Here is a 19,599-nt window from a genome sequence, read left to right as displayed (position 1 = left end):
TCAGGCGCCGAGAGCGGCGCGCAGTTGCGCTTCGAGTTGGGCGGCATCCAGGTCTTGGCCGATCAACACCAGGTGGGTGGTGCGCGGCTCGTCGCTGCGCCAGGCGCGGTCGAAGTGCTTGTCGAAACGGCTGCCCACGCCCTGGATCAGCAAACGCATCGGCTTGCCCGGGATGGCGGCAAAACCCTTGACCCGCAAGATGCCGTGCTTGACCACCAACTCGTTAAGGGCGGCCAGCAGCAAGCTTTCGTCGGCCTGGGGCAGCTCGATGGAAATGGAGTCGAACGCGTCGTGATCGTGGTCATCTTCGCCGCCATCGCCGTGATGGTGGTCGTGGTGGCTGTGGCGCCCGTCGATGTGCTCTTCGGAACCGGCGCCCAGGCCGATCAGCACGTCCAGGGGCACGCGACCGCTGCTGGCTTCGATGATCTTCACCGCCGGCGGCAGTTCTTCGGCCACTTCCTGGCGCACGCGCTCCAGGTCTTGCGGGGCGATCAGGTCGGTTTTATTGAGGATCACCAGGTCGGCGCTGGCCAATTGGTCGGCGAACAACTCGTGCAACGGCGACTCGTGGTCCAGGTTGGGGTCGAGTTTGCGCTGGGCGTCCACCTGGTCGGGGAAAGCGGCAAAGGTGCCGGCGGCCACGGCCGGGCTGTCAACCACGGTAATCACCGCATCGACGGTGCAGGCGCTGCGGATTTCCGGCCACTGGAAGGCTTGCACCAACGGTTTGGGCAGGGCCAGGCCGGAGGTTTCGATGAGGATGTGGTCCAGATCGGCGCGGCGCGCCACCAGTTCGCGCATCACCGGGAAGAACTCTTCCTGCACCGTGCAGCACAGGCAGCCGTTGGCCAGTTCATAGACGCGGCCGTTGGCTTCTTCTTCGGTGCAGCCGATGGCGCACTGCTTGAGGATTTCGCCGTCGATGCCCAGCTCGCCGAACTCATTGACGATCACCGCGATACGCCGGCCCTGGGCGTTGTCGAGCATGTGGCGCAGCAAGGTGGTTTTGCCCGAACCGAGGAACCCGGTGACGATGGTGACGGGGAGTTTGGCCAGTGTTTTCATCGGATGCCCTTTGGCAAAGGGGGCGGGCATACGGGACGGCTGGCCGGGCGCGGGGGGCGCCAAGGCAGATTTCGCCACCGGATCACCCCGCCCGGTTGAATGTGAGAATCAGTGACGAGGCAGGTCTCCTGGCTGACGGTGGGCCAGTCCTTGGACTGGCATTCGCTGCGCCTTCCCGCTTGGCCCGAAGGCATCAGCAGTGGCGTGGCAGCGAACAGCACCGTTCACAGTTGCGGGGGCAGCCGCGGCATTGACCGCGTTCCCTTCTTAGCTTCGGCACGGGCCGAAGAACCTCGAACGCGCAAGGCTACGCAGTGCGTAGGGGCGGGTCAATGCCGGGCGCCTCGGGCATTTGACGCCCCGCCCTCGCCCATGCTCTCCTACGCACCTTGTTACAGGTGCCCTTGACAGGGTGAAACGGGAAACCGGTGGATCATGTGCTTTACTCAAGCCCTTGATGAATCCGGTGCTGCCCCCGCAACGGTAAGCGAGAGAGGAATCACAGCCACTGTGCCAACCGGCATGGGAAGGCGATTCCAGCAGGCCACGGCGCAAGCCCGGCCCCTCGCGAGCCCGGAGACCGGCCAGTGACACGACAGTGCGCCCCCACGGCCACTTTCACCCAACAAACCCGCGGTGGGCGGGCGCTGTCTGAAGCCCTGCGGGCCCGCCTCGCAGGGGTTTGCATGCGCTCGATCCGCCCTGACACCACAAAGGGAAGCGCCATGTCGATCATCAGCAGCACTCGCCATACCGGCACCGCCAGCAGCACCGCCACCTTGAGCCAACGCCTCACTGCCGCCATCGGCGCGTCGATTTTGGGCGCGTGCCTGGTGTATTTCGCCGGGTTCTCCCACATCGAAGCGGTGCACAACACCGCCCACGATACCCGCCACAGCGCCGCGTTCCCGTGCCATTGAGACCTGCCGCCATGATTAAGCGCATCGCCCAAACCGCAGGTTTCACCGGCCTGCTGGCCGCCCTGCTGCTGACCCTGCTGCAAAGCTTCTGGGTCGCGCCGTTGATCCTCCAGGCCGAAACCTATGAAAGCGCCCCGGCGGCCCAGGCCCATGAACACGCCGACAGTGGCGGCGCCGCCCACAGCCACGACGCCGAGGCCTGGGAGCCCGAAGACGGCTGGCAGCGCGTGCTGTCCACCACCGGCGGCAACCTGGTGGTGGCAGTCGGTTTCGCCCTGATGCTGGCCGGGCTCTACACCCTGCGCGCGCCCAACAGCACCGTGCAAGGCTTGTTCTGGGGCCTGGCCGGTTATGCGACCTTCTGCCTGGCGCCGACCCTGGGCCTGCCACCGGAATTGCCGGGCACCGCTGCCGCCGACCTGGCGCAACGGCAGATGTGGTGGGTCGGCACCGCCGCGTCCACTGCCGCGGGCATCGCCCTGGTGGTGTTCGGCAGGCACTGGGCGCTGAAGATCCTCGGCGCGGCGATCCTGGCCGTGCCACACGTGATCGGCGCGCCGCAGCCAGAAGTGCATTCGATGCTGGCCCCCGAAGCCCTCGAAGCGCAGTTCAAGATCGCCTCGCAACTGACCAATGCCGCGTTCTGGCTGGCCCTGGGCCTGATTAGCGCGTGGTTGTTCCGCCGCAAGGGTGGCGCCTCATACCCGGCGTGAACCGCCCCAGCCCGGCGCCGATCCTGGTGATCGGCCTGGGCTGTCAGCGGGGCTGCCCCGCCAGCACGCTGCGCGCGTTGCTCGACCAGGCCCTGCAAGCCCACCGCATCGACCTGGACGCGGTGCAAGCCCTGGCCAGCATCGACCTCAAGCGCCACGAACCGGGTCTGCTGGAACTGGCGGCGCAATTGGGCTTGCCGTTGACCTGCTTCAGTAGCGTGGAACTGGCCACCTATCAAGATCAACTGAGCCATCAATCTCAGATCGCTTTCGAGCGCACCGGGTGCTACGGCATCGCCGAAAGCGCCGCCCTGGCCCTGGCCGAGCGCCTGGCGCAAGAGCCCTCCAGCCTGGTGATTCGTCGGCAGAAATACGCCCAGGCCACCTTTGCATTGGCGCGGGCCACGCAAAAGCGCCGATAATCGCCGCCCCGATCATGAGCAATCTTCATCTGCAAGCCTGCTCGCCCCCCCTCTTTTGCCTAGGACACCGCCATGACGGTCTACTTTATCGGTGCCGGCCCCGGCGACCCGGAACTCATCACCGTCAAGGGCCAGCGCCTGATCCGCCGTTGCCCACTGATTATCTACGCCGGCTCCCTGGTGCCCGCTGCGGTGCTCGAAGGCCATAACGCCGAACAGGTCATCAATAGCGCCGAACTGCACTTGGAACAGATCATCGAGCACATCAAGAGCGCCCACGGCAAAGGCCAGGACGTGGCCCGCGTGCACTCCGGCGACCCGAGCCTGTATGGCGCCATCGGCGAGCAGATCCGCTGCCTGCGGGAATTGGCCATCCCCTTTGAAATCATCCCCGGCGTCACCGCCACCGCCGCTTGCGCCGCGTTGCTGGGGGTGGAACTGACCCTGCCGGATGTGGCGCAAAGCGTGATCCTGACCCGCTACGCCGACAAAACCGCGATGCCGCCCGGTGAAACCTTCGCCAGCCTTGCCGCCCATGGCACCACCATGGCTGTGCACCTGGGAGTCAACCATCTGGAAAAAATCGTCGCGCAGCTGCTGCCCCACTACGGCGCCGACTGCCCCATCGCCGTGGTGCACCGTGCCAGTTGGCCGGATCAGGACTGGGTGCTCGGCACCCTCGACGACATCGTGGGCAAGGTCCAGGCCAAGGGTTTTCGGCGTACGGCGCTGATCCTGGTGGGCCGGGTGCTGGCCAGCGACAGCTTTGGCGAATCGTCCCTGTACCGGGCGGGGCATGCGCACCTCTATCGGCCGTAGGAAGGGCGCCACAAGCTGCAAGCTTTAAGCTTGTAACTGCGCTTTTTGGGCATAAAAAAACGGCGCTCACGGGCGCCGTTTTTGGTGTGCAGCGAACGCCTTTAGTAGTAGGCGTTTTCTTTCTGCGTGTGGTCGGTCACGTCGCGCACGCCCTTGAGCTCCGGGATGCGCTCGAGCAGGGTGCGCTCGATGCCTTCGCGCAGGGTCACGTCGGCCTGGCCGCAGCCTTGGCAACCGCCGCCGAACTTGAGCACCGCGATGCCGTCGTCGACGACGTCGATCAGGCTGACCTGGCCGCCATGGCTGGCCAGGCCTGGGTTGATTTCGGTTTGCAGGTAGTAGTTGATGCGCTCGTTGACCGGGCTGTCGGCGCTGACCATTGGCACCTTGGCGTTCGGCGCCTTGATCGTCAACTGGCCGCCCATGCGGTCAGTGGCGTAGTCGACGACCGCGTCATCCAGGAAGGCTTCGCTGAACGAATCGATGTAGGCGGTGAAGCTCTTGAGCCCCAGCGCGGTGTCTTCGGGTTTTTCTTCCCCGGGCTTGCAGTAGGCAATGCAGGTCTCGGCGTACTGGGTGCCGGGCTGGGTGATAAAGACGCGAATGCCGATGCCCGGGGTGTTCTGCTTGGACAGCAGATCAGCCAGGTAGTCGTGGGCGGCGTCGGTGATGGTAATGGCAGTCATAAAAACTCCTCGCAGGCGTGCGGGGAGTTTACGCCAATCAGGGCCTCGGACAAAGTCCTAGTATTTTTGTCGGAAACAGGAGGCGACTGAGAGCCGCCAGCGGCAAGCTACAAACGTTGAACTTGCCGCTGGCGGCTCAAAGATTCCCATACCGATTCATATCCAAAACTCCCTCTTCCACCGGGTCTGTTTCCTGGATGTAGCGGCTCAGGTCGTGGAAGTACTGCCAGAACTGCGGATGGCTGCGGCGCACGCCCCAGCGTTCGACAATCTGCTCGAAGCGGTAGCGGTCGCGGGCGTTTTCCATCTGCTCGACGAAGGCCGGCACTTGCTCGGCCGGGATGTTGAACATGAAGTTGGGGTAGCTGCTCAGTACCCCCGGGTAGAGGGTCAGGGTGTCCAGGCCCGGTTGGTAGCGCATCGACTCACCCAGCAAAAACGCCACGTTGCTGTGGGCGCGGTTGCGCAGCAGGCTGTACACAGCGCGCGTGCCGTCGCGGGTTTCGATGCGCAGCATCGTCGCCTCGGGCAACTGGTCGATGACCTTGAGCCCCGCGGCCGGGCGCGACACCAGGCGGCTGAGGGCCTGTTCGGCATGTTGCAGCGCCGGGTCGATGTTGGGCCGCGAACAGTAGGCGTTTTCGCAGCGGTTGATCGGGTCGGGGTTGGCATTGAGCTCGCCGTAGCGCGCCAACAATTGCTGGGCGAAGTCGCGCTTGGGGTCGCGGGCATCGAGTTTCAGGGCGCTGGCCTTGTCGTTATCGATGCTTTCGTAGTCGAGCCACATCTTGACCTTGCCACTGTTCTGGTACCAATCGTCGAGGTAGGCATCCCGGGAGTTGGCCGGCATCAGGCGCAGGAAATTCTGCTCGGCGCCGTTGCGGATCAGGTCGAAGTACAGGCGCGTCTGGGCCTGGTGGGAGACGTTGCCGAACACATCGAAATTGACCGCCAACTGATAGTAGGTGCGCTCCAGCAGCGGGAAATCGAACAGCCACAGCGTCTGCGGCACTTCACCGATCAGGCCTTTGGTCACCGAGGCGCTGTCGAAGTGACGGAAGATGCTCAGCAGCGCGTTGTCGTTGCCGGCCCACAGGCTCGACCAGCTCGGTGCCGGGGCGTCGGCGTAGGCGCCGCGGCGCAGGGCCTCGTATTCATTGCGCTTGTCGCGGTAGGCGTGCCACAGGCTCAGGACACTGCCGACGTCGTCGTTCTGCCCGGGCATGGCCAGCAGCGGCGTGGCGTGGCCACGGTAGTTGGGGTCGGTGATGTAGAGGTCGTGTTCGGGGGCCTGGAACAGCGCCCAGAAGTTATCGCGGATCACGTCCGTGGCGATCTGCCCCCGGCACACCGGGCCGCGAATAAAGGTGCGCACGAAGTATTCGGCGTTATCGAGCATGAACTGATAACGCGCCGCCGCAGGGATCGCCTCGAAGGTCTGGAACGGGTTCTCCCGCCGTGCCGGCCCGTAGCCCGGCAGCGCCGTGACCTGCCAGTTACCGCTGTAGAACAGGGTTTTGATCCGCGCCAGTTTCGCCGCGCTCAACGGGTAGGTGATGTGGGTCTTGTGCACGATCACCCCTTGCACCGGCCACAAGCGGTAGTACACCCGCGTGCCCGGGTCGTCGTTGGGGCGACGCGTGGCGATCAGGTCGATGGGTTGGCCGGGCGGCGTGCGCGAACGCACCCACTGAAAGAAATGCCCCGGCTCGCCGCCCTTGAAATACACATGGGCCAGGAACAGGTGCTCATACAACCAGCGCGCCACCAGGCTTTCCCGGGCGCCGGGGGCGTTGAGCAGGCTCTCCCATTGGATGATCTGCCCCGCTTCCTCGGCGGTGGGTGCCAAGGCCTGTTGGTCCAGGGGCGCGCCAGAGGCCAGCCAGCCTTGCAGGGTTTGGTATTGCGAGTCGCTCAGGCCGGTGACGGCCAGCGGCATGCCCTCCTTGGGGTGGGTGCTGGCGTAGGCGGCGAACTCCCCGGGCTGCGGGCACATGTTTTCGCGGTTCAGGCCCAGGACGATCTCTTCGGGCAACTTGGCGTTGGGCTGCAACGGCGCGCTGTGGCCCAGTTCCAGCATCCGCGCCATCAACCCGGCCTGGCTGCTTTGGGTGTCGAGCACCGAGGTAAACCCCTTGTCCTGCCACGCCGCTTTGCCGAAGGCGTCGTAGAACAAACGGGTAGGCATTTGCGCCTGGCTGCGCTCGCCGTTGTACACCGGCAGTTTCGTCGCGCCACGGGCCGCGCCCTCGGCGCTGCCCAGGTTGAGCTGGCAGGCGGCGTCGTTGCAGGCGTGGCAGGCCACGCACTTCTCGGTGAAGATCGGCTGCACGTCGCGGGTATAAGAAATGGCCGGCACCGGACGTTGGGCCAGCGCCAGGGTGCTGAACAACACCAGCACAGCGCTGATGGCGAGGCGATACGGCATGTCACGGGTCCCGAAGATAAAAAAACGTCGCGATTCTACCGGGCCACGGCCCCGGCCAACATGAGCGATATTCATGCAAAAGCCGTTCATGATTAAAAAGCATGCCGGTTTGCTATGATCGCCGCTCTTTTGTGTTGGCCTTACCAGGTAGTCCTATGTCCGATCGCAGCGCTCGCCTCCAAGCTCTTCATCAAGCTCTCAAAGAGCGCATCCTGATTCTCGATGGTGGCATGGGCACGATGATCCAGAGCTACAAGCTCGAAGAGCAGGACTACCGTGGCAAGCGTTTCGCCGACTGGCCCAGCGACGTCAAGGGCAACAACGACCTCTTGGTGCTCAGCCGCCCGGACGTGATCGGCGCAATTGAAAAGGCCTACCTGGACGCCGGCGCCGACATCCTGGAAACCAACACTTTCAACGCCACCCAGGTGTCTCAGGCCGACTACGGCATGCAGGCCCTGGCCTACGAACTCAACGTAGAAGGCGCACGCCTGGCGCGTAAAGTGGCCGACGCCAAAACCCTGGAAACCCCCGACAAACCGCGCTTCGTCGCCGGCGTGCTGGGGCCTACCAGCCGCACCTGTTCGCTGTCGCCGGACGTGAACAACCCCGGTTATCGCAACGTCACCTTCGATGAACTGGTGGAAAACTACACCGAGGCCACCAAGGGCCTGATCGAGGGCGGCGCGGACCTGATCCTGATCGAGACGATCTTCGACACCCTCAACGCCAAGGCCGCGATCTTCGCCGTGCAAGGCGTGTATGAAGAGTTGGGCGTGGAGTTGCCGATCATGATTTCCGGGACCATCACCGATGCGTCCGGGCGCACCCTGTCGGGGCAGACCACCGAAGCCTTCTGGAACTCCGTCAGCCACGCCAAGCCGATTTCCGTGGGCCTGAACTGCGCCCTGGGCGCCAGCGAACTGCGCCCTTACCTCGAAGAACTGTCGAACAAGGCCAACACCCACGTTTCGGCCCACCCCAACGCCGGCCTGCCCAACGAATTCGGCGAGTACGACGAACTGCCGGCCGAAACGGCCAAGGTCATCGAGGAGTTCGCCCAGAGCGGCTTCCTCAACATCGTCGGCGGCTGCTGTGGCACCACCCCGGGGCACATCGAGGCCATCGCCAAAGCCGTAGCCGGCTACGCGCCGCGGGCAATCCCGGACATCCCCAAGGCTTGCCGCCTGTCGGGCCTGGAGCCGTTCACCATCGATCGCAGCTCGTTGTTCGTCAACGTCGGCGAACGCACCAACATCACCGGTTCCGCCCGTTTCGCCCGCCTGATCCGGGAAGACAACTACACCGAAGCACTGGAAGTGGCCCTGCAGCAGGTCGAGGCCGGCGCCCAGGTGATCGACATCAACATGGACGAGGGCATGCTGGACTCGAAGAAGGCCATGGTCACCTTCCTCAACCTGATTGCCGGCGAGCCGGACATCTCCCGCGTGCCGATCATGATCGACTCCTCCAAGTGGGAAGTGATCGAGGCCGGCCTCAAGTGCATCCAGGGCAAGGGCATCGTCAACTCCATCAGCATGAAAGAAGGCGTGGAGCAGTTCATCCACCACGCCAAACTGTGCAAGCGCTACGGCGCGGCGGTGGTGGTGATGGCCTTCGACGAAGCGGGCCAGGCCGACACCGAGGCACGCAAGAAAGAGATCTGCAAGCGCTCCTACGACATCCTGGTCAACGACGTCGGCTTTCCACCCGAAGACATCATCTTCGACCCGAACATCTTCGCCGTGGCCACCGGCATTGAAGAGCACAACAACTACGCCGTCGATTTCATCAACGCCTGCGCCTATATCCGCGACGAACTGCCCTACGCCCTGACCTCGGGCGGGGTGTCCAACGTGTCGTTCTCGTTCCGTGGCAACAACCCGGTGCGCGAGGCGATCCACTCGGTGTTCCTGCTGCACGCGATCCGCAACGGCCTGAGCATGGGCATCGTCAACGCCGGGCAACTGGAGATCTACGACCAGATCCCCGCCGAGCTGCGCGACGCGGTCGAAGACGTGGTGCTCAACCGCACCCCCGAGGGCACCGACGCCCTACTGGCCATCGCCGACAAATACAAGGGCGACGGCAGCGTCAAGGAAGCGGAAACCGAAGAATGGCGCGGCTGGGACGTCAACAAGCGCCTGGAACATGCGCTGGTCAAGGGCATCACCACCCACATCGTCGAAGACACCGAAGAGTCGCGCCAATCCTTCAAGCGCCCGATCGAAGTGATCGAAGGCCCGCTGATGTCGGGCATGAACATCGTCGGCGACCTGTTCGGCGCCGGCAAAATGTTCCTGCCCCAAGTGGTGAAGTCGGCGCGGGTGATGAAGCAGGCCGTGGCCCACCTGATCCCGTTCATCGAGCTGGAAAAAGGCGACAAACCCGAAGCCAAGGGCAAGATCCTGATGGCCACGGTCAAGGGCGACGTGCACGACATCGGCAAGAACATCGTCGGCGTGGTGCTAGGTTGCAACGGCTACGACATCGTCGACCTGGGCGTGATGGTGCCGGCGGAAAAAATCCTGCAAGTGGCCAAGGAACAGAAGTGCGACATCATCGGCCTCTCCGGCCTGATTACGCCGTCGCTGGATGAGATGGTCCACGTCGCCCGCGAGATGCAGCGCCAGGACTTTCACCTGCCGCTGATGATCGGTGGCGCCACCACCTCCAAGGCCCACACGGCGGTGAAGATCGAACCCAAGTACAGCAATGACGCGGTGATCTACGTCACCGACGCCTCCCGCGCCGTGGGCGTGGCCACCCAATTGCTGTCCAAGGAACTCAAGGCCGGTTTCGTCGAGAAAACCCGCCTGGAATACGTGGAAGTGCGCGAACGCACCGCCAACCGCAGCGCCCGCACCGAACGCCTGAGCTATGCCGCCGCGGTGGCGAAAAAGCCGCAGTTCGACTGGAGCACCTACACCCCGGTGAAGCCGACCTTCACCGGCGCCCGAGTGCTGGACAACATCGACCTCAAGGTGCTTGCCGAGTACATCGACTGGACGCCGTTCTTCATCTCCTGGGACCTGGCCGGCAAGTACCCGCGCATCCTCACCGACGAGGTGGTGGGCGAAGCGGCCACGGCACTGTTCGCCGATGCCCAGGCGATGCTGGCCAAGCTGATCGACGAAAAACTCATCAGCGCCCGCGCAGTGTTCGGCTTCTGGCCGGCCAACCAGGTGCAGGACGACGACCTGGAAGTCTATGGCGACGACGGCCAACCCCTGGCGCGCCTACATCACCTGCGCCAGCAAATCATCAAAACCGACGGCAAACCCAACTTCTGCCTGGCCGACTTCGTCGCGCCCAAGGCCAGCGGCATCACCGACTATGTGGGCGGCTTCATCACCACCGCCGGCATCGGCGCCGAAGAGGTGGCCAAGGCCTACCAGGACGCCGGCGACGACTACAACTCGATCATGGTCAAGGCCCTGGCCGACCGTTTGGCCGAGGCCTGCGCCGAATGGCTGCACCAACAGGTGCGTAAGGAACACTGGGGCTACGCCCGGGACGAGGCGCTGGACAACGAGGCGCTGATCCGCGAGCAGTACAGCGGCATCCGCCCTGCCCCCGGCTACCCGGCGTGCCCTGACCACACCGAAAAAGGCACCCTGTTCCAGTTGCTCGACCCCCAGGCCCAGGAAATGCAACCGGGGCGCAGCGGCGTGTTCCTCACCGAGCACTACGCCATGTTCCCGGCAGCGGCGGTCAGCGGCTGGTACTTCGCCCACCCCCAGGCGCAATACTTTGCCGTGGGCAAGGTGGACAAGGACCAGATCGACAGCTACACCGCCCGCAAAGGCCAGGACCTGAGCGTGACCGAACGCTGGCTGGCGCCGAACCTGGGCTACGACAACTGAGCCTGGGCCGCGGCCCTTCTAGTGGCAAGCGGGCTTGCCCGCGCTCGGGCGCGAAGCGGCCGTAAGCGGCACCCCACCGCCGAAGGCCGCCCGCGTGCTACCAAGTCAGGCGCAGGGCCAGGGCCGCGAGGGTCAACAGCAACACCGGGACGGTGAGGACGATGCCGACCTTGAAGTAGTAACCCCAGCCGATGCGGATGCCCTTGCGCGCCAGTACGTGCAGCCACAGCAAGGTGGCCAGGCTGCCGATGGGGGTGATTTTCGGCCCCAGGTCGCTGCCGATGACGTTGGCGTAGATCATCGCTTCCTTCACCGGGCCGACCGCGTGGCTGGCGTCGATGGACAAGGCGCCGATCAGCACCGTGGGCAAGTTGTTCATCACCGACGACAGCAGCGCCGTCAGCACCCCGGTGCCCATGGCCGCGCCCCACACCCCATAGCTGCCAAACCAGTCCAGCCACTGCGCCAGGTGCCCGGTCAGCCCAGCGTTGCGCAGGCCGTAGACCACCAGGTACATGCCCAGGGAAAAAATCACGATCTGCCACGGCGCGTCCTTCATCACCTTGCGCGTCGAGATCTTGTGCCCGCGCGCAGCAATCGCCAGCAGCAGTGCAGCGCACAGGGCCGAGATGGCGCTGATGGGGATCCCTAGCGGCTCCAGGGCAAAACACCCCACCAGCAGGATGCCCAGCACCCACCACCCGGCAATAAAGGTGGCACGGTCGTGGATCGCTTGTTCCGGGCGCTCCAGTTGCTCGGGGTCGTAGGCCACCGGAATGTCACGGCGGAAGTACCACAGCAACACCGCCAGGGTGGCGGCAACGCTGACCAGGTTCACCGGCACCATCACCGCCGCGTACTGGTTGAAGCCGATCTTGAAAAAATCCGCCGAGACGATGTTCACCAGGTTCGACACCACCAGCGGCAGGCTCGCGGTGTCGGCGATAAAGCCTGCGCCCATGACAAACGCCAGGGTCGCGGCGGCAGAAAAACGCAGGGCCAGCAGCATGGAAATCACAATGGGCGTGAGGATCAGCGCCGCGCCGTCATTGGCGAACAACGCCGAGACCATCGCCCCCAGCAGCACCATGTAGGCAAACAGGCGCCGCCCGCTGCCCCGCCCCCAACGGGCCACATGCAGGGCGGTCCAGGCGAAGAACCCGGCCTCGTCCAGCAACAGGCTGATGATAATCAGCGCCACGAAAGTACCCGTGGCGTTCCAGATGATCTGCCACACCAGGGGAATGTCACCCAACTGCACCACGCCGCACAGCAGCGCCAGCACCGCGCCCAAGGTGGCGCTCCAGCCTACGCCCAGGCCTTTGGGTTGCCAGATCACCAGGGTAATGGTCAGCAAGAAAATCAACGACGCGATCAACATCTAAAAACAGCCTTGGCTAAGCAAAAGAACGGGGCAGCACCGCGACCGAAAGCGGCCGCCAGCAATGCCCGAGGAAAAGGAAGTGAGCGCGGATCAGGCTTTCTTGTGCTGCTCGACCCAAGCGCCAAAGGCGTTGATAAAACCTTGCAGGAAGGGTTGGGTGGCCTCGGACAGCTTGCCCGCTTCGTCGAATACCGCACCGGCGCCGCCCAGGTAAGCCTCCGGTTGCTGCATGCACGGCACGTTGAGGAACACCAGGGACTGGCGCAAGTGATGGTTGGCGCCAAAACCGCCGATCGCGCCGGGGGACACGCTAATCACCGCGCCGGGCTTGCCGCTCCAGGCGCTCTTGCCGTAGGGCCGGGAACCGACGTCAATCGCGTTCTTCAGCGGTGCCGGCACCGAGCGGTTGTATTCCGGGGTGACGAACAGCACTGCGTCGGATGAAGCCACTTGCTGGCGGAAAGTACTGTAGGCTGCCGGCGGCGTAACATCGATATCCTCGTTGTAGAGCGGCAAATCGCCGATTTCGACAATGTTCAGCTTGAGGTTGGCCGGCGCCAGGTCTGCCAGTGCCTTGGCGACCTTGCGGTTGATCGACTCTTTTCTCAAGCTGCCGACCAGGACTGCAATCGTATAAACCGTGCTCATGGAGAATTCCCGACTATCTGGCTGAAAGAGCCCGTAGTTATAGATGATTGGGGCCCCGTGGAGCCAGCGGGTTTCACAGAATCTGTGGGCAAGACTATTTTTTATCTGTAGGAAAACTAACCTGGCTCGACCGGGGTCTACAGAACCGCAACTTGCGTGTTTTATTTCCAGAGGTTCTAAGCAGATGGCAGCAGTACTTGTCGGTCAGTTCCATGCCAGAGACGCCGAAGGGCGTGTCTACTCCGTGCATGAGTTCCAGGAATCCACCCCCGCGCCCGACCAGCAGGCCGGCTCGGACCCCGTCACCACCTATCGCCTGGCCATTGGCGACCGTGTCAACAAGGTCGACGACAACCAGTTCACCCTGGTCCAGTCGGGCATCATCCTCCTTCGCGAACCCGAGACCACGGCCTCCTCATAACGCTCTGTTATGAGCGCAAGTCAGATCAGCGGACTTGGGTTAGGATTCAGCGATGGATCCGCCACCTGCTGAACATGGACTTCACGCATGCGTCTACGCCACATCGAAGTGATTCACGCGCTCTTGCACACCGGCCACCTCGGCACGGCAGCCGAATGGCTGCAATTGCCGGTCAGTGAAGTGGAAAACACCCTGCGCGACGCCGAGGCAACGTTGGGGTTCATGTTGTTCGCCAGTGTGCGCGGGCGTTTGCAGGCGACCCACGAAACCCGGCAACTGCAAGGGCAAATGGGCCATCTCTATCAGGCGTTAGAGCCCTTGCAGCGCCTGGCCAGCAGCCTGCGCCAGTACCAGAGCGCGCCGCTGCGCATCCTTTGCACCCCGCCCCTGGCCCAGCAGCTGTTGCCCCAGAGCATCGCCAGCCTGCGCCGCAGTTTCGCCGATACCCCATGCAGCTTGGCCAGCCACAGCAGCGCCGAGATCATCAAGACCCTGTTACTGCGCGAGGGCGACCTGGGTTTGAGCCTGCACAACCCCGAACACCCGGACATCCACTGCCAGCCATTGGCCCAGGGCAAGCTGCAACTGCTGGCGCCCCACGGCTGGCTACAACCGCGGCAGAAGTACATCGCCGTGCAGGACCTGGCCGGGCAACCGCTGGTTGGCCTGGAAGGCCATGACCCCCTCAGCGCCCTGCTCGAGAGCAAATTGCAGAACCTGCGCCCGGCGCCGCTGATCCAGATCCGCGTGCAGACCCAGCAGATGATGCGCAGCATGGTGGAGGCCGGCGAAGGCCTGGCCATTGTCGACCCCTTCACCGCCCTGGGCGCCAAGGCCGCAGGCCTGGACGTGTGCCCGCTGTCGCCACCGCAGCTCATCAGCCTCTATGCCCTGACCCTGGCCCACAGCACGCCGTCGCCGGCTGCCCTGGCCCTGATAGAGAAAGTCACGGAAAACGCCCAGGCCCTGCTGACGGGCTAGAGCGTGGCGTCGTCGAAGAGGCGATACCAGAAAATCGCCACTTCCGCGGTGTGCGGGTCGATGCCGCGATAGCGCAAGTGGTCGATGCCGCCCACCACATAACCGCAGCGTTCGTATAGGCGGCAGGCGCCCAGGTTGTTGTTCTGGGTTTCGAGCATGATCCCCGGCAGGTTCTTCTTCTGGCTCCAGAACTGCGCCACGTCCAGCAATGCCTTGGCCACCCCGTGGCGCCGCGCCGGAGCGTGGACCGCCAACTCGTCGATATGGGCAAAGCCGTTCCAATTGGTGCTGATGACCAAGTGCCCCACGGGGCAGTCGTCCAGGTGCGCGACGAAAATCGCGCTGTCGGCGGCGCCGCGAAAGCTGTCGAACTCCTGTGGGTCGATGCCGTAGCACTTGCGGTAGGGGCTGACGTTCTCCAGGGGCCACTGCTCCACCGGCAAGCCGACCTGGGCCAAGCCGTGGGCGTGTACGTGGAAACTGAAATCGCTGCCCCAGACATAGGGCGCGAACTCCTCGCCCGCCACCCGCACCGCGAGGCCAGGGTGCTTGGGGTTGATAACCGGTTGCATAAGCGTGAAGGTCCTCACGGGCAGGGCGCTCGACGGCCTGTTACTTCAGGGTAGATCACGCCCGATGCCCGTCAGCCCTTGGCCTCTTCCAATTGCGTCCAGAGCGCTGCTGCGCCCGCAGATTTGGCGATGGCCTCCAGGCGCACGCGGTGTTCGGCCAGGTCGTTTTCGCTGGCGCGGATGATGCGGGTGGCCGGGCGGTCGGCCGGCAGGCGGCGAATTTCACTGGGGCGGTTGCCCGAGCCTTCGGAACCGTTGCCATCGGAGGCGTTGCCCGCCAGGGACAGGCTGGTCTGCCCGCCCGTCATGGTCAGGTAGACGTCAGCCAGGATCTCGGAGTCGAGCAGCGCGCCGTGCAGTTCGCGGCCCGAGTTGTCCACGCCATAGCGTTTGCACAAGGCGTCGAGGCTGTTGCGCTGGCCCGGGTGACGCTCACGGGCCATCAATAGGGTGTCGAGGATGGTGCAGTGCTGGGTGATGTCGGCGCGGTCTTTCTGCCCGGCCAGGGCGAACTCGTTGTTGATGAAGCCGACGTCGAACGCCGCGTTATGGATAATTAGCTGCGCGCCCTTGATGAACTCGAAGAATTCATCGGCCACTTCAGCGAACCGCGGCTTGCCCACCAGGAACTCGTTGGTGATGCCGTGGACCGCAATGGCGCCTTCGTCGCTTTCGCGATCCGGTTGCAGGTAGACGTGGAAATGCCGGCCGGTCAGGCGCCGCCCGAGCAACTCGACGCAGCCGATTTCCACGATGCGGTGGCCATCGGTCACCGGCATGCCGGTGGTTTCGGTATCGAGTACAACGGATCGGGTGGCCATCAGGGTTCAGCTCTCAACGGTTCAATCGTGCAAAAAAAGGGCGATGTTAACACGCAAGGCCGATCAGCTCTGCTTGTAGCCGCGCACATCATCCACGCCACGGTTGGCCAACTGGTCGGCCCGTTCGTTGCCCGGGTGGCCGATGTGGCCACGCACCCACTTCCAGGTGACGTTGTGGCGGTTGACTTGTTCGTCGAGTTGCTTCCACAGGTCAGCGTTCTTGACAGGCGCTTTGGCTGCGGTTTTCCAGCCGCGTTTTTTCCAGTTGGCCATCCACTCGTTGATGCCCTTCATCACGTACTGCGAGTCGGTCACCAGCAGCACGTCGCAGGAGCGCTTGAGTTCTTCCAGGCCGCGAATGGCGCCCATCAGCTCCATGCGGTTATTGGTGGTGTTGGCTTCGCCGCCCCAGAGTTCCTTTTCCACGCCTTTGCACACCAGCAGCGCGCCCCAGCCGCCAGGGCCAGGGTTGCCCTTGCAGGCGCCATCGGTGAAGAGTTCTACGCTATCGCTCATTGCCAATCGATCCAGAAACGCTGGCCTGCCGGTCCGCGACCGACAACGCCAGAGACCGGGCAAGCCCGGTCAAGGTCAGAAAAAGGGGTTATTGCTCGCTGGGGCGGCGGTTGACCTTGGCCATCGGCAGCGGAATCAGCTTGCCCATGGTCTCGCGGCGCACCTGGCGCACCGGGCGCAGGCCGACCACGATCTTGCGCGCCACTAGCAGGTAAAAGCCGCCGCCGGACAACTGCCAGTCGCCGGCCTTGCGCTCCCACCCGGCCAACCGAGCCTGCCACAGCGGGGACGCAAGCGGCGGACGATAGCACCCGAAGCGGCGTTTCTCCAGCGCGAAGCCCAGCAGGTTGAGCCAGTCGGCCACCCGCGACGGCGAGATGCAGCGCGCCTGGCGCAAGCCATCGTGGGCGAACACATGGCGCAAACCCCAGGTGCTCCAGGGGTTGATCCCGACAATCAGCAAATGCCCGCCGGGGCGTACACTGCTGGCCGCTTCGCGCAGCAGGCCGTGGGGTGACAGGCAGAAATCCAGGCCATGCTGCAACACCACCACGTCGGCGGCGTGCTCACTCAACGGCCAGGCCTGTTCCTCGCAGACAATTTCCACCCCGGGCAGCGGCGCGCCCAGGCGAACATTGCGCTGCACCTGCGGCGCCACCGGCGGGGTTTGCGCCGAGGGGCCGTAATGCACCAGATAGCCACCGAAAAAACGCCCCAACTCGTCTTCGAGCATGCGTCGCTCTTCATCCAGCAGCAATTGGCCAATGGGGCCCGCCAGCCAGTCACGGGCCGCGCCAATCAATGCCAGCCATTGCGGATCGGCCTGAGCGAAGGCTTTATCGGTCATTGCGTTCTCCAACTCGGCAAGAAGCGTCTAAGATGCGCCAATGTTATCCGCTTGGCGAATTCGACGATGATACAAATCAGTGCCCTGCCCGCCTTTACCGACAATTACATCTGGCTATTGCAGGATCACCGCAGCCAACGCTGCGCCGTGGTCGACCCCGGTGATGCCGCGCCGGTACTGGCCTGGCTCGGGCAACACCCGGATTGGGCACTGAGCGACATTCTTATCACCCACCATCACCACGATCACGTCGGTGGCGTGGCGCAACTCAAGGCCACCACGGGTGCCACGGTCTATGGCCCGGCCAGCGAAAACATCCCGGGGCGCGACGTTGCCCTGAGCGATAACGACCGGGTCACCGCACTGGGCTGGGAGTTCGATGTAATCGCCGTGCCCGGCCACACCCTGGGCCACATTGCCTATTACCATCACGGCCTGCTGTTCTGCGGCGACACCCTGTTCGCGGCCGGTTGCGGGCGCCTGTTCGAGGGCACGCCCGAGCAGATGCACCATTCGCTGTCGCGCCTGGCCGCCCTGCCCGAAGGCACGCTGGTGTATTGCACTCACGAATACACACTGAGCAACCTGCGCTTCGCTCAAGCCGTGGAGCCGCACAACCCCGACATCGCCGAGCGCATGACGAAAGCCACCGAATTGCGGGCCGCCGGGCGCATGACCCTGCCTTCCACACTGGCCCTGGAAAAACTCACCAACCCGTTCCTGCGTGCCGGCGAAACATCTGTTAAAGAAAAAGCGGACGAACGAAATGGCCAGGATAACCAGGCGCCCAGTGCGGTTTTTGCGGCCCTGCGGGCCTGGAAAGACACCTTCTAGAACGGGCCATCGAGGGGACGGCAACGGGCAATGGTTGACCGCACCCTATGCGCTTTCTAGAATCGCCCGACATTTTTGCCCGGAACTTACTTCCAGCCAATGTCGTCATCTATCCGTAAATCCATCCATTCAGACGCATTGACCCGCCTGGCCCAAGCCATTGCGGTGGCAGTGTCCGCTATCCTGGCGGGCTGCCAAAGCACCAGCCAGGTGCCGCAAACCAACGCGGCCCACATTCCGAATCTGTCCACCCCTATCAAGCAAAAGCCCATCTGGCTGAGCGAGAAACCCAGCCCGCAAGTACCCCAGGATGTCTGGGAACGCATGCGCCAGGGCTTCCAGTTGCAAGACGTCCCCGGCGTGAACCCGCGCATCGAGCAACAGCGCCTGTGGTTCGCCAGCAACCCGTCCTTCCTGGAGAGCGCCGGCGAGCGTGGCAGCCTGTATATCCACTACATCGTCGAACGCCTTGAAGAACGCAACATGCCGCTGGAACTGGCCCTGCTGCCGGTGATTGAAAGCGCCTACAACCCCATGGCGTACTCCAGCGCCAACGCCGTCGGGCTGTGGCAGTTCATTCCGTCCACCGGGCGCTACTTCAACCTGCGCCAGACCCGTTTCTACGATGGCCGGCGCGACATCACCGCCTCGACCACCGCCGCCCTCGACTACCTGACGCGCCTGCACGACATGTTCAACGGCGACTGGTTGCTGGCCCTGGCGGCCTACAACTCCGGCGAAGGCACCGTCAGCCGCGCCATCGAGCGCAACGAGAAACTCGGCCTACCCACCGACTACTGGAACCTGCCGCTGCCCCAGGAAACCCAGGCCTACGTGCCCAAATTGCTGGCCCTGTCGCAAGTGGTCCTGGCCCCCGAAGCTTACGGGGTGAACCTCAACCCCATCGCCAACGAGCCCTATTTCCAGGTCGTCGAGATCAACCAGCGCATGGACCTCTCCAAGGTCGCGGCAGTGGCCAACATCGACGAAGACGAACTGTTCCAGCTCAACCCGGCCTTCAAACAACGCACCACCATCGACGGCCCCCAGCACTTGCTGGTGCCCACCTCCAAGGCGCAGTTGTTGACCACCAGCCTGTCAACCATGCGCCCCGAGGAACTGATAAGCCAACGCACCTTCAAGCCAGTGTTCGACAACCTCGACAGCGGCCCTCGCCTGACCCGCAACTATCGGGTCAAGCGTGGCGACAACCTGGCTTCCATCGCCAAGACCAACAAGGTCCAGGTCAAGGACCTGCAACGCTGGAACAAACTCAGCGGCCACAACCTGAAAGTCGGCCAGACCCTGGTCATGCAGGACACCGGCCGCAAAACCACCACCCTGGCCGCCAACAACAAGAAGCAGACCCGCTACAAGGTCAAGCAAGGTGATTCGCTGTACATCGTGGCCAAGCGTTTCAACGTCGAGATGCAGCACCTCAAGCGCTGGAACCCACGGGTCGGCCAGGCGCTGAAACCAGGGCAGATGCTCACGGTCTACTCGCCACATTGAGGCCTTGGCCTGCCATCCGTCGCAAGGCCCCGCAGGCCTTGCCGGCGGCTTGGCTGGCAGCGATGCGCAGCGCTTTGATCCCCCACCTTTTTCCTGCCGATACAAGCTGTTACTGTGCCAGGCTAAAGCCCAAGCCGCATG

At 63.8% G+C, this 19,599-nt stretch carries 18 protein-coding genes and 2 riboswitches; of the genes, 9 read left to right on the top strand and 9 right to left on the bottom strand.

What is annotated here, in order from left to right:
- The gene (cobW, locus tag AC19YT_RS03350) at positions 1-1,068 is read right to left on the bottom strand and encodes a cobalamin biosynthesis protein CobW (RefSeq protein WP_095108562.1); all 1,068 of its coding nucleotides are present in this window, start codon (positions 1,066-1,068) and stop codon (positions 1-3) included.
- A gap of 101 nt (positions 1,069-1,169) precedes the next feature.
- A riboswitch (cobalamin riboswitch) is annotated at positions 1,170-1,379 on the bottom strand.
- 68 nt (positions 1,380-1,447) lie between these two features.
- Positions 1,448-1,671: riboswitch (cobalamin riboswitch) on the top strand.
- Between the two features lie 122 nt (positions 1,672-1,793).
- On the opposite strand from cobW, the gene AC19YT_RS03345 reads away from it, so the two are divergent.
- From AC19YT_RS03345 to cobM, 4 genes are all read left to right on the top strand, one after another.
- Positions 1,794-1,988: a CbtB domain-containing protein gene (locus tag AC19YT_RS03345; protein ID WP_500609714.1), complete on the top strand. Its 195-nt coding sequence runs from the start codon at positions 1,794-1,796 to the stop codon at positions 1,986-1,988.
- Between the two features lie 11 nt (positions 1,989-1,999).
- Positions 2,000-2,701, top strand: a complete 702-nt coding sequence (locus AC19YT_RS03340) for a CbtA family protein (RefSeq protein WP_500609713.1) — start codon at positions 2,000-2,002, stop codon at positions 2,699-2,701.
- Complete coding sequence (locus AC19YT_RS03335) at positions 2,698-3,123, top strand: cobalamin biosynthesis protein (protein ID WP_500609712.1); 426 nt, start codon at positions 2,698-2,700, stop codon at positions 3,121-3,123. The genes AC19YT_RS03340 and AC19YT_RS03335 overlap by 4 nt, the downstream gene beginning before the upstream one ends.
- A gap of 72 nt (positions 3,124-3,195) precedes the next feature.
- The gene (cobM, locus tag AC19YT_RS03330) at positions 3,196-3,942 is read left to right on the top strand and encodes a precorrin-4 C(11)-methyltransferase (protein WP_095108566.1); all 747 of its coding nucleotides are present in this window, start codon (positions 3,196-3,198) and stop codon (positions 3,940-3,942) included.
- A gap of 101 nt (positions 3,943-4,043) precedes the next feature.
- Here the strand turns inward: cobM and nfuA are convergent, their stop codons facing one another.
- Both nfuA and AC19YT_RS03320 read right to left on the bottom strand, forming a co-directional pair.
- The gene (gene nfuA, locus AC19YT_RS03325) at positions 4,044-4,628 is read right to left on the bottom strand and encodes a Fe-S biogenesis protein NfuA (RefSeq protein ID WP_095108567.1); all 585 of its coding nucleotides are present in this window, start codon (positions 4,626-4,628) and stop codon (positions 4,044-4,046) included.
- A 136-nt stretch (positions 4,629-4,764) separates the two neighbouring features.
- Positions 4,765-7,056: a fatty acid cis/trans isomerase gene (locus tag AC19YT_RS03320; protein WP_500609711.1), complete on the bottom strand. Its 2,292-nt coding sequence runs from the start codon at positions 7,054-7,056 to the stop codon at positions 4,765-4,767.
- A 155-nt stretch (positions 7,057-7,211) separates the two neighbouring features.
- Between AC19YT_RS03320 and metH the strand changes: the two genes are divergently transcribed.
- Positions 7,212-10,922 (top strand): methionine synthase, encoded by a 3,711-nt coding sequence (gene metH / locus AC19YT_RS03315; RefSeq protein ID WP_095108569.1) that lies wholly within the window; start codon positions 7,212-7,214, stop codon positions 10,920-10,922.
- A gap of 97 nt (positions 10,923-11,019) precedes the next feature.
- Here the strand turns inward: metH and AC19YT_RS03310 are convergent, their stop codons facing one another.
- Positions 11,020-12,303, bottom strand: a complete 1,284-nt coding sequence (locus AC19YT_RS03310; RefSeq protein WP_500609710.1) for an arsenic transporter — start codon at positions 12,301-12,303, stop codon at positions 11,020-11,022.
- Positions 12,304-12,396: 93 nt separating this feature from the next.
- The gene (locus AC19YT_RS03305) at positions 12,397-12,954 is read right to left on the bottom strand and encodes an NADPH-dependent FMN reductase (RefSeq protein ID WP_500609709.1); all 558 of its coding nucleotides are present in this window, start codon (positions 12,952-12,954) and stop codon (positions 12,397-12,399) included.
- A gap of 184 nt (positions 12,955-13,138) precedes the next feature.
- On the opposite strand from AC19YT_RS03305, the gene AC19YT_RS03300 reads away from it, so the two are divergent.
- A complete protein-coding gene (locus tag AC19YT_RS03300; RefSeq protein ID WP_095108572.1) occupies positions 13,139-13,375 on the top strand; it encodes a hypothetical protein in 237 nt (78 codons plus the stop codon).
- 87 nt (positions 13,376-13,462) lie between these two features.
- On the top strand, positions 13,463-14,356 hold the full coding sequence (locus tag AC19YT_RS03295; protein ID WP_500597077.1) for a LysR substrate-binding domain-containing protein: 894 nt from the start codon (positions 13,463-13,465) through the stop codon (positions 14,354-14,356).
- On the opposite strand, the gene AC19YT_RS03290 is transcribed toward AC19YT_RS03295, so the two are convergent.
- From AC19YT_RS03290 to AC19YT_RS03275, 4 genes are all read right to left on the bottom strand, one after another.
- The gene (locus tag AC19YT_RS03290) at positions 14,353-14,928 is read right to left on the bottom strand and encodes a GNAT family N-acetyltransferase (protein WP_095108574.1); all 576 of its coding nucleotides are present in this window, start codon (positions 14,926-14,928) and stop codon (positions 14,353-14,355) included. The genes AC19YT_RS03295 and AC19YT_RS03290 overlap by 4 nt on opposite strands.
- A 71-nt stretch (positions 14,929-14,999) precedes the next feature.
- Positions 15,000-15,749 (bottom strand): DNA polymerase III subunit epsilon, encoded by a 750-nt coding sequence (dnaQ, locus tag AC19YT_RS03285; RefSeq protein ID WP_500609708.1) that lies wholly within the window; start codon positions 15,747-15,749, stop codon positions 15,000-15,002.
- Between the two features lie 63 nt (positions 15,750-15,812).
- The gene (rnhA, locus tag AC19YT_RS03280; protein WP_095108576.1) at positions 15,813-16,265 is read right to left on the bottom strand and encodes a ribonuclease HI; all 453 of its coding nucleotides are present in this window, start codon (positions 16,263-16,265) and stop codon (positions 15,813-15,815) included.
- Between the two features lie 88 nt (positions 16,266-16,353).
- Complete coding sequence (locus AC19YT_RS03275; RefSeq protein WP_095108577.1) at positions 16,354-17,112, bottom strand: class I SAM-dependent methyltransferase; 759 nt, start codon at positions 17,110-17,112, stop codon at positions 16,354-16,356.
- 66 nt (positions 17,113-17,178) lie between these two features.
- Here AC19YT_RS03275 and gloB point away from each other — a divergent pair, with 66 nt between their 5' ends.
- Together gloB and AC19YT_RS03265 are read left to right on the top strand one after the other, a co-directional pair.
- Positions 17,179-17,946, top strand: a complete 768-nt coding sequence (gene gloB / locus AC19YT_RS03270; protein ID WP_500609707.1) for a hydroxyacylglutathione hydrolase — start codon at positions 17,179-17,181, stop codon at positions 17,944-17,946.
- A 99-nt stretch (positions 17,947-18,045) separates the two neighbouring features.
- Positions 18,046-19,458 (top strand): transglycosylase SLT domain-containing protein, encoded by a 1,413-nt coding sequence (locus AC19YT_RS03265; RefSeq protein ID WP_500609706.1) that lies wholly within the window; start codon positions 18,046-18,048, stop codon positions 19,456-19,458.
- Positions 19,459-19,599 lie beyond the last annotated feature (141 nt).

The sequence above is a fragment of the Pseudomonas sp. MF08875 genome (assembly GCF_059862525.1).
Note: the sequence above shows the minus strand (reverse complement) of the source record. Positions and strands in the feature narration are given on the sequence as shown.

What these genes read in the sequence shown, in the direction of transcription:
- cobW (WP_095108562.1), bottom strand. Translation starts at nt 1,068, where the DNA reads ATGAAAACACTGGCCAAACTCCCCGTCACCATCGTCACCGGGTTCCTC.
- AC19YT_RS03345 (WP_500609714.1), top strand. Translation starts at nt 1,794, where the DNA reads ATGTCGATCATCAGCAGCACTCGCCATACCGGCACCGCCAGCAGCACC.
- AC19YT_RS03340 (WP_500609713.1), top strand. Translation starts at nt 2,000, where the DNA reads ATGATTAAGCGCATCGCCCAAACCGCAGGTTTCACCGGCCTGCTGGCC.
- cobM (WP_095108566.1), top strand. Translation starts at nt 3,196, where the DNA reads ATGACGGTCTACTTTATCGGTGCCGGCCCCGGCGACCCGGAACTCATC.
- nfuA (WP_095108567.1), bottom strand. Translation starts at nt 4,628, where the DNA reads ATGACTGCCATTACCATCACCGACGCCGCCCACGACTACCTGGCTGAT.
- AC19YT_RS03320 (WP_500609711.1), bottom strand. Translation starts at nt 7,056, where the DNA reads ATGCCGTATCGCCTCGCCATCAGCGCTGTGCTGGTGTTGTTCAGCACC.
- metH (WP_095108569.1), top strand. Translation starts at nt 7,212, where the DNA reads ATGTCCGATCGCAGCGCTCGCCTCCAAGCTCTTCATCAAGCTCTCAAA.
- AC19YT_RS03310 (WP_500609710.1), bottom strand. Translation starts at nt 12,303, where the DNA reads ATGTTGATCGCGTCGTTGATTTTCTTGCTGACCATTACCCTGGTGATC.
- AC19YT_RS03305 (WP_500609709.1), bottom strand. Translation starts at nt 12,954, where the DNA reads ATGAGCACGGTTTATACGATTGCAGTCCTGGTCGGCAGCTTGAGAAAA.
- AC19YT_RS03300 (WP_095108572.1), top strand. Translation starts at nt 13,139, where the DNA reads ATGGCAGCAGTACTTGTCGGTCAGTTCCATGCCAGAGACGCCGAAGGG.
- AC19YT_RS03295 (WP_500597077.1), top strand. Translation starts at nt 13,463, where the DNA reads ATGCGTCTACGCCACATCGAAGTGATTCACGCGCTCTTGCACACCGGC.
- AC19YT_RS03290 (WP_095108574.1), bottom strand. Translation starts at nt 14,928, where the DNA reads ATGCAACCGGTTATCAACCCCAAGCACCCTGGCCTCGCGGTGCGGGTG.
- dnaQ (WP_500609708.1), bottom strand. Translation starts at nt 15,749, where the DNA reads ATGGCCACCCGATCCGTTGTACTCGATACCGAAACCACCGGCATGCCG.
- rnhA (WP_095108576.1), bottom strand. Translation starts at nt 16,265, where the DNA reads ATGAGCGATAGCGTAGAACTCTTCACCGATGGCGCCTGCAAGGGCAAC.
- AC19YT_RS03275 (WP_095108577.1), bottom strand. Translation starts at nt 17,112, where the DNA reads ATGACCGATAAAGCCTTCGCTCAGGCCGATCCGCAATGGCTGGCATTG.
- gloB (WP_500609707.1), top strand. Translation starts at nt 17,179, where the DNA reads ATGATACAAATCAGTGCCCTGCCCGCCTTTACCGACAATTACATCTGG.
- AC19YT_RS03265 (WP_500609706.1), top strand. Translation starts at nt 18,046, where the DNA reads ATGTCGTCATCTATCCGTAAATCCATCCATTCAGACGCATTGACCCGC.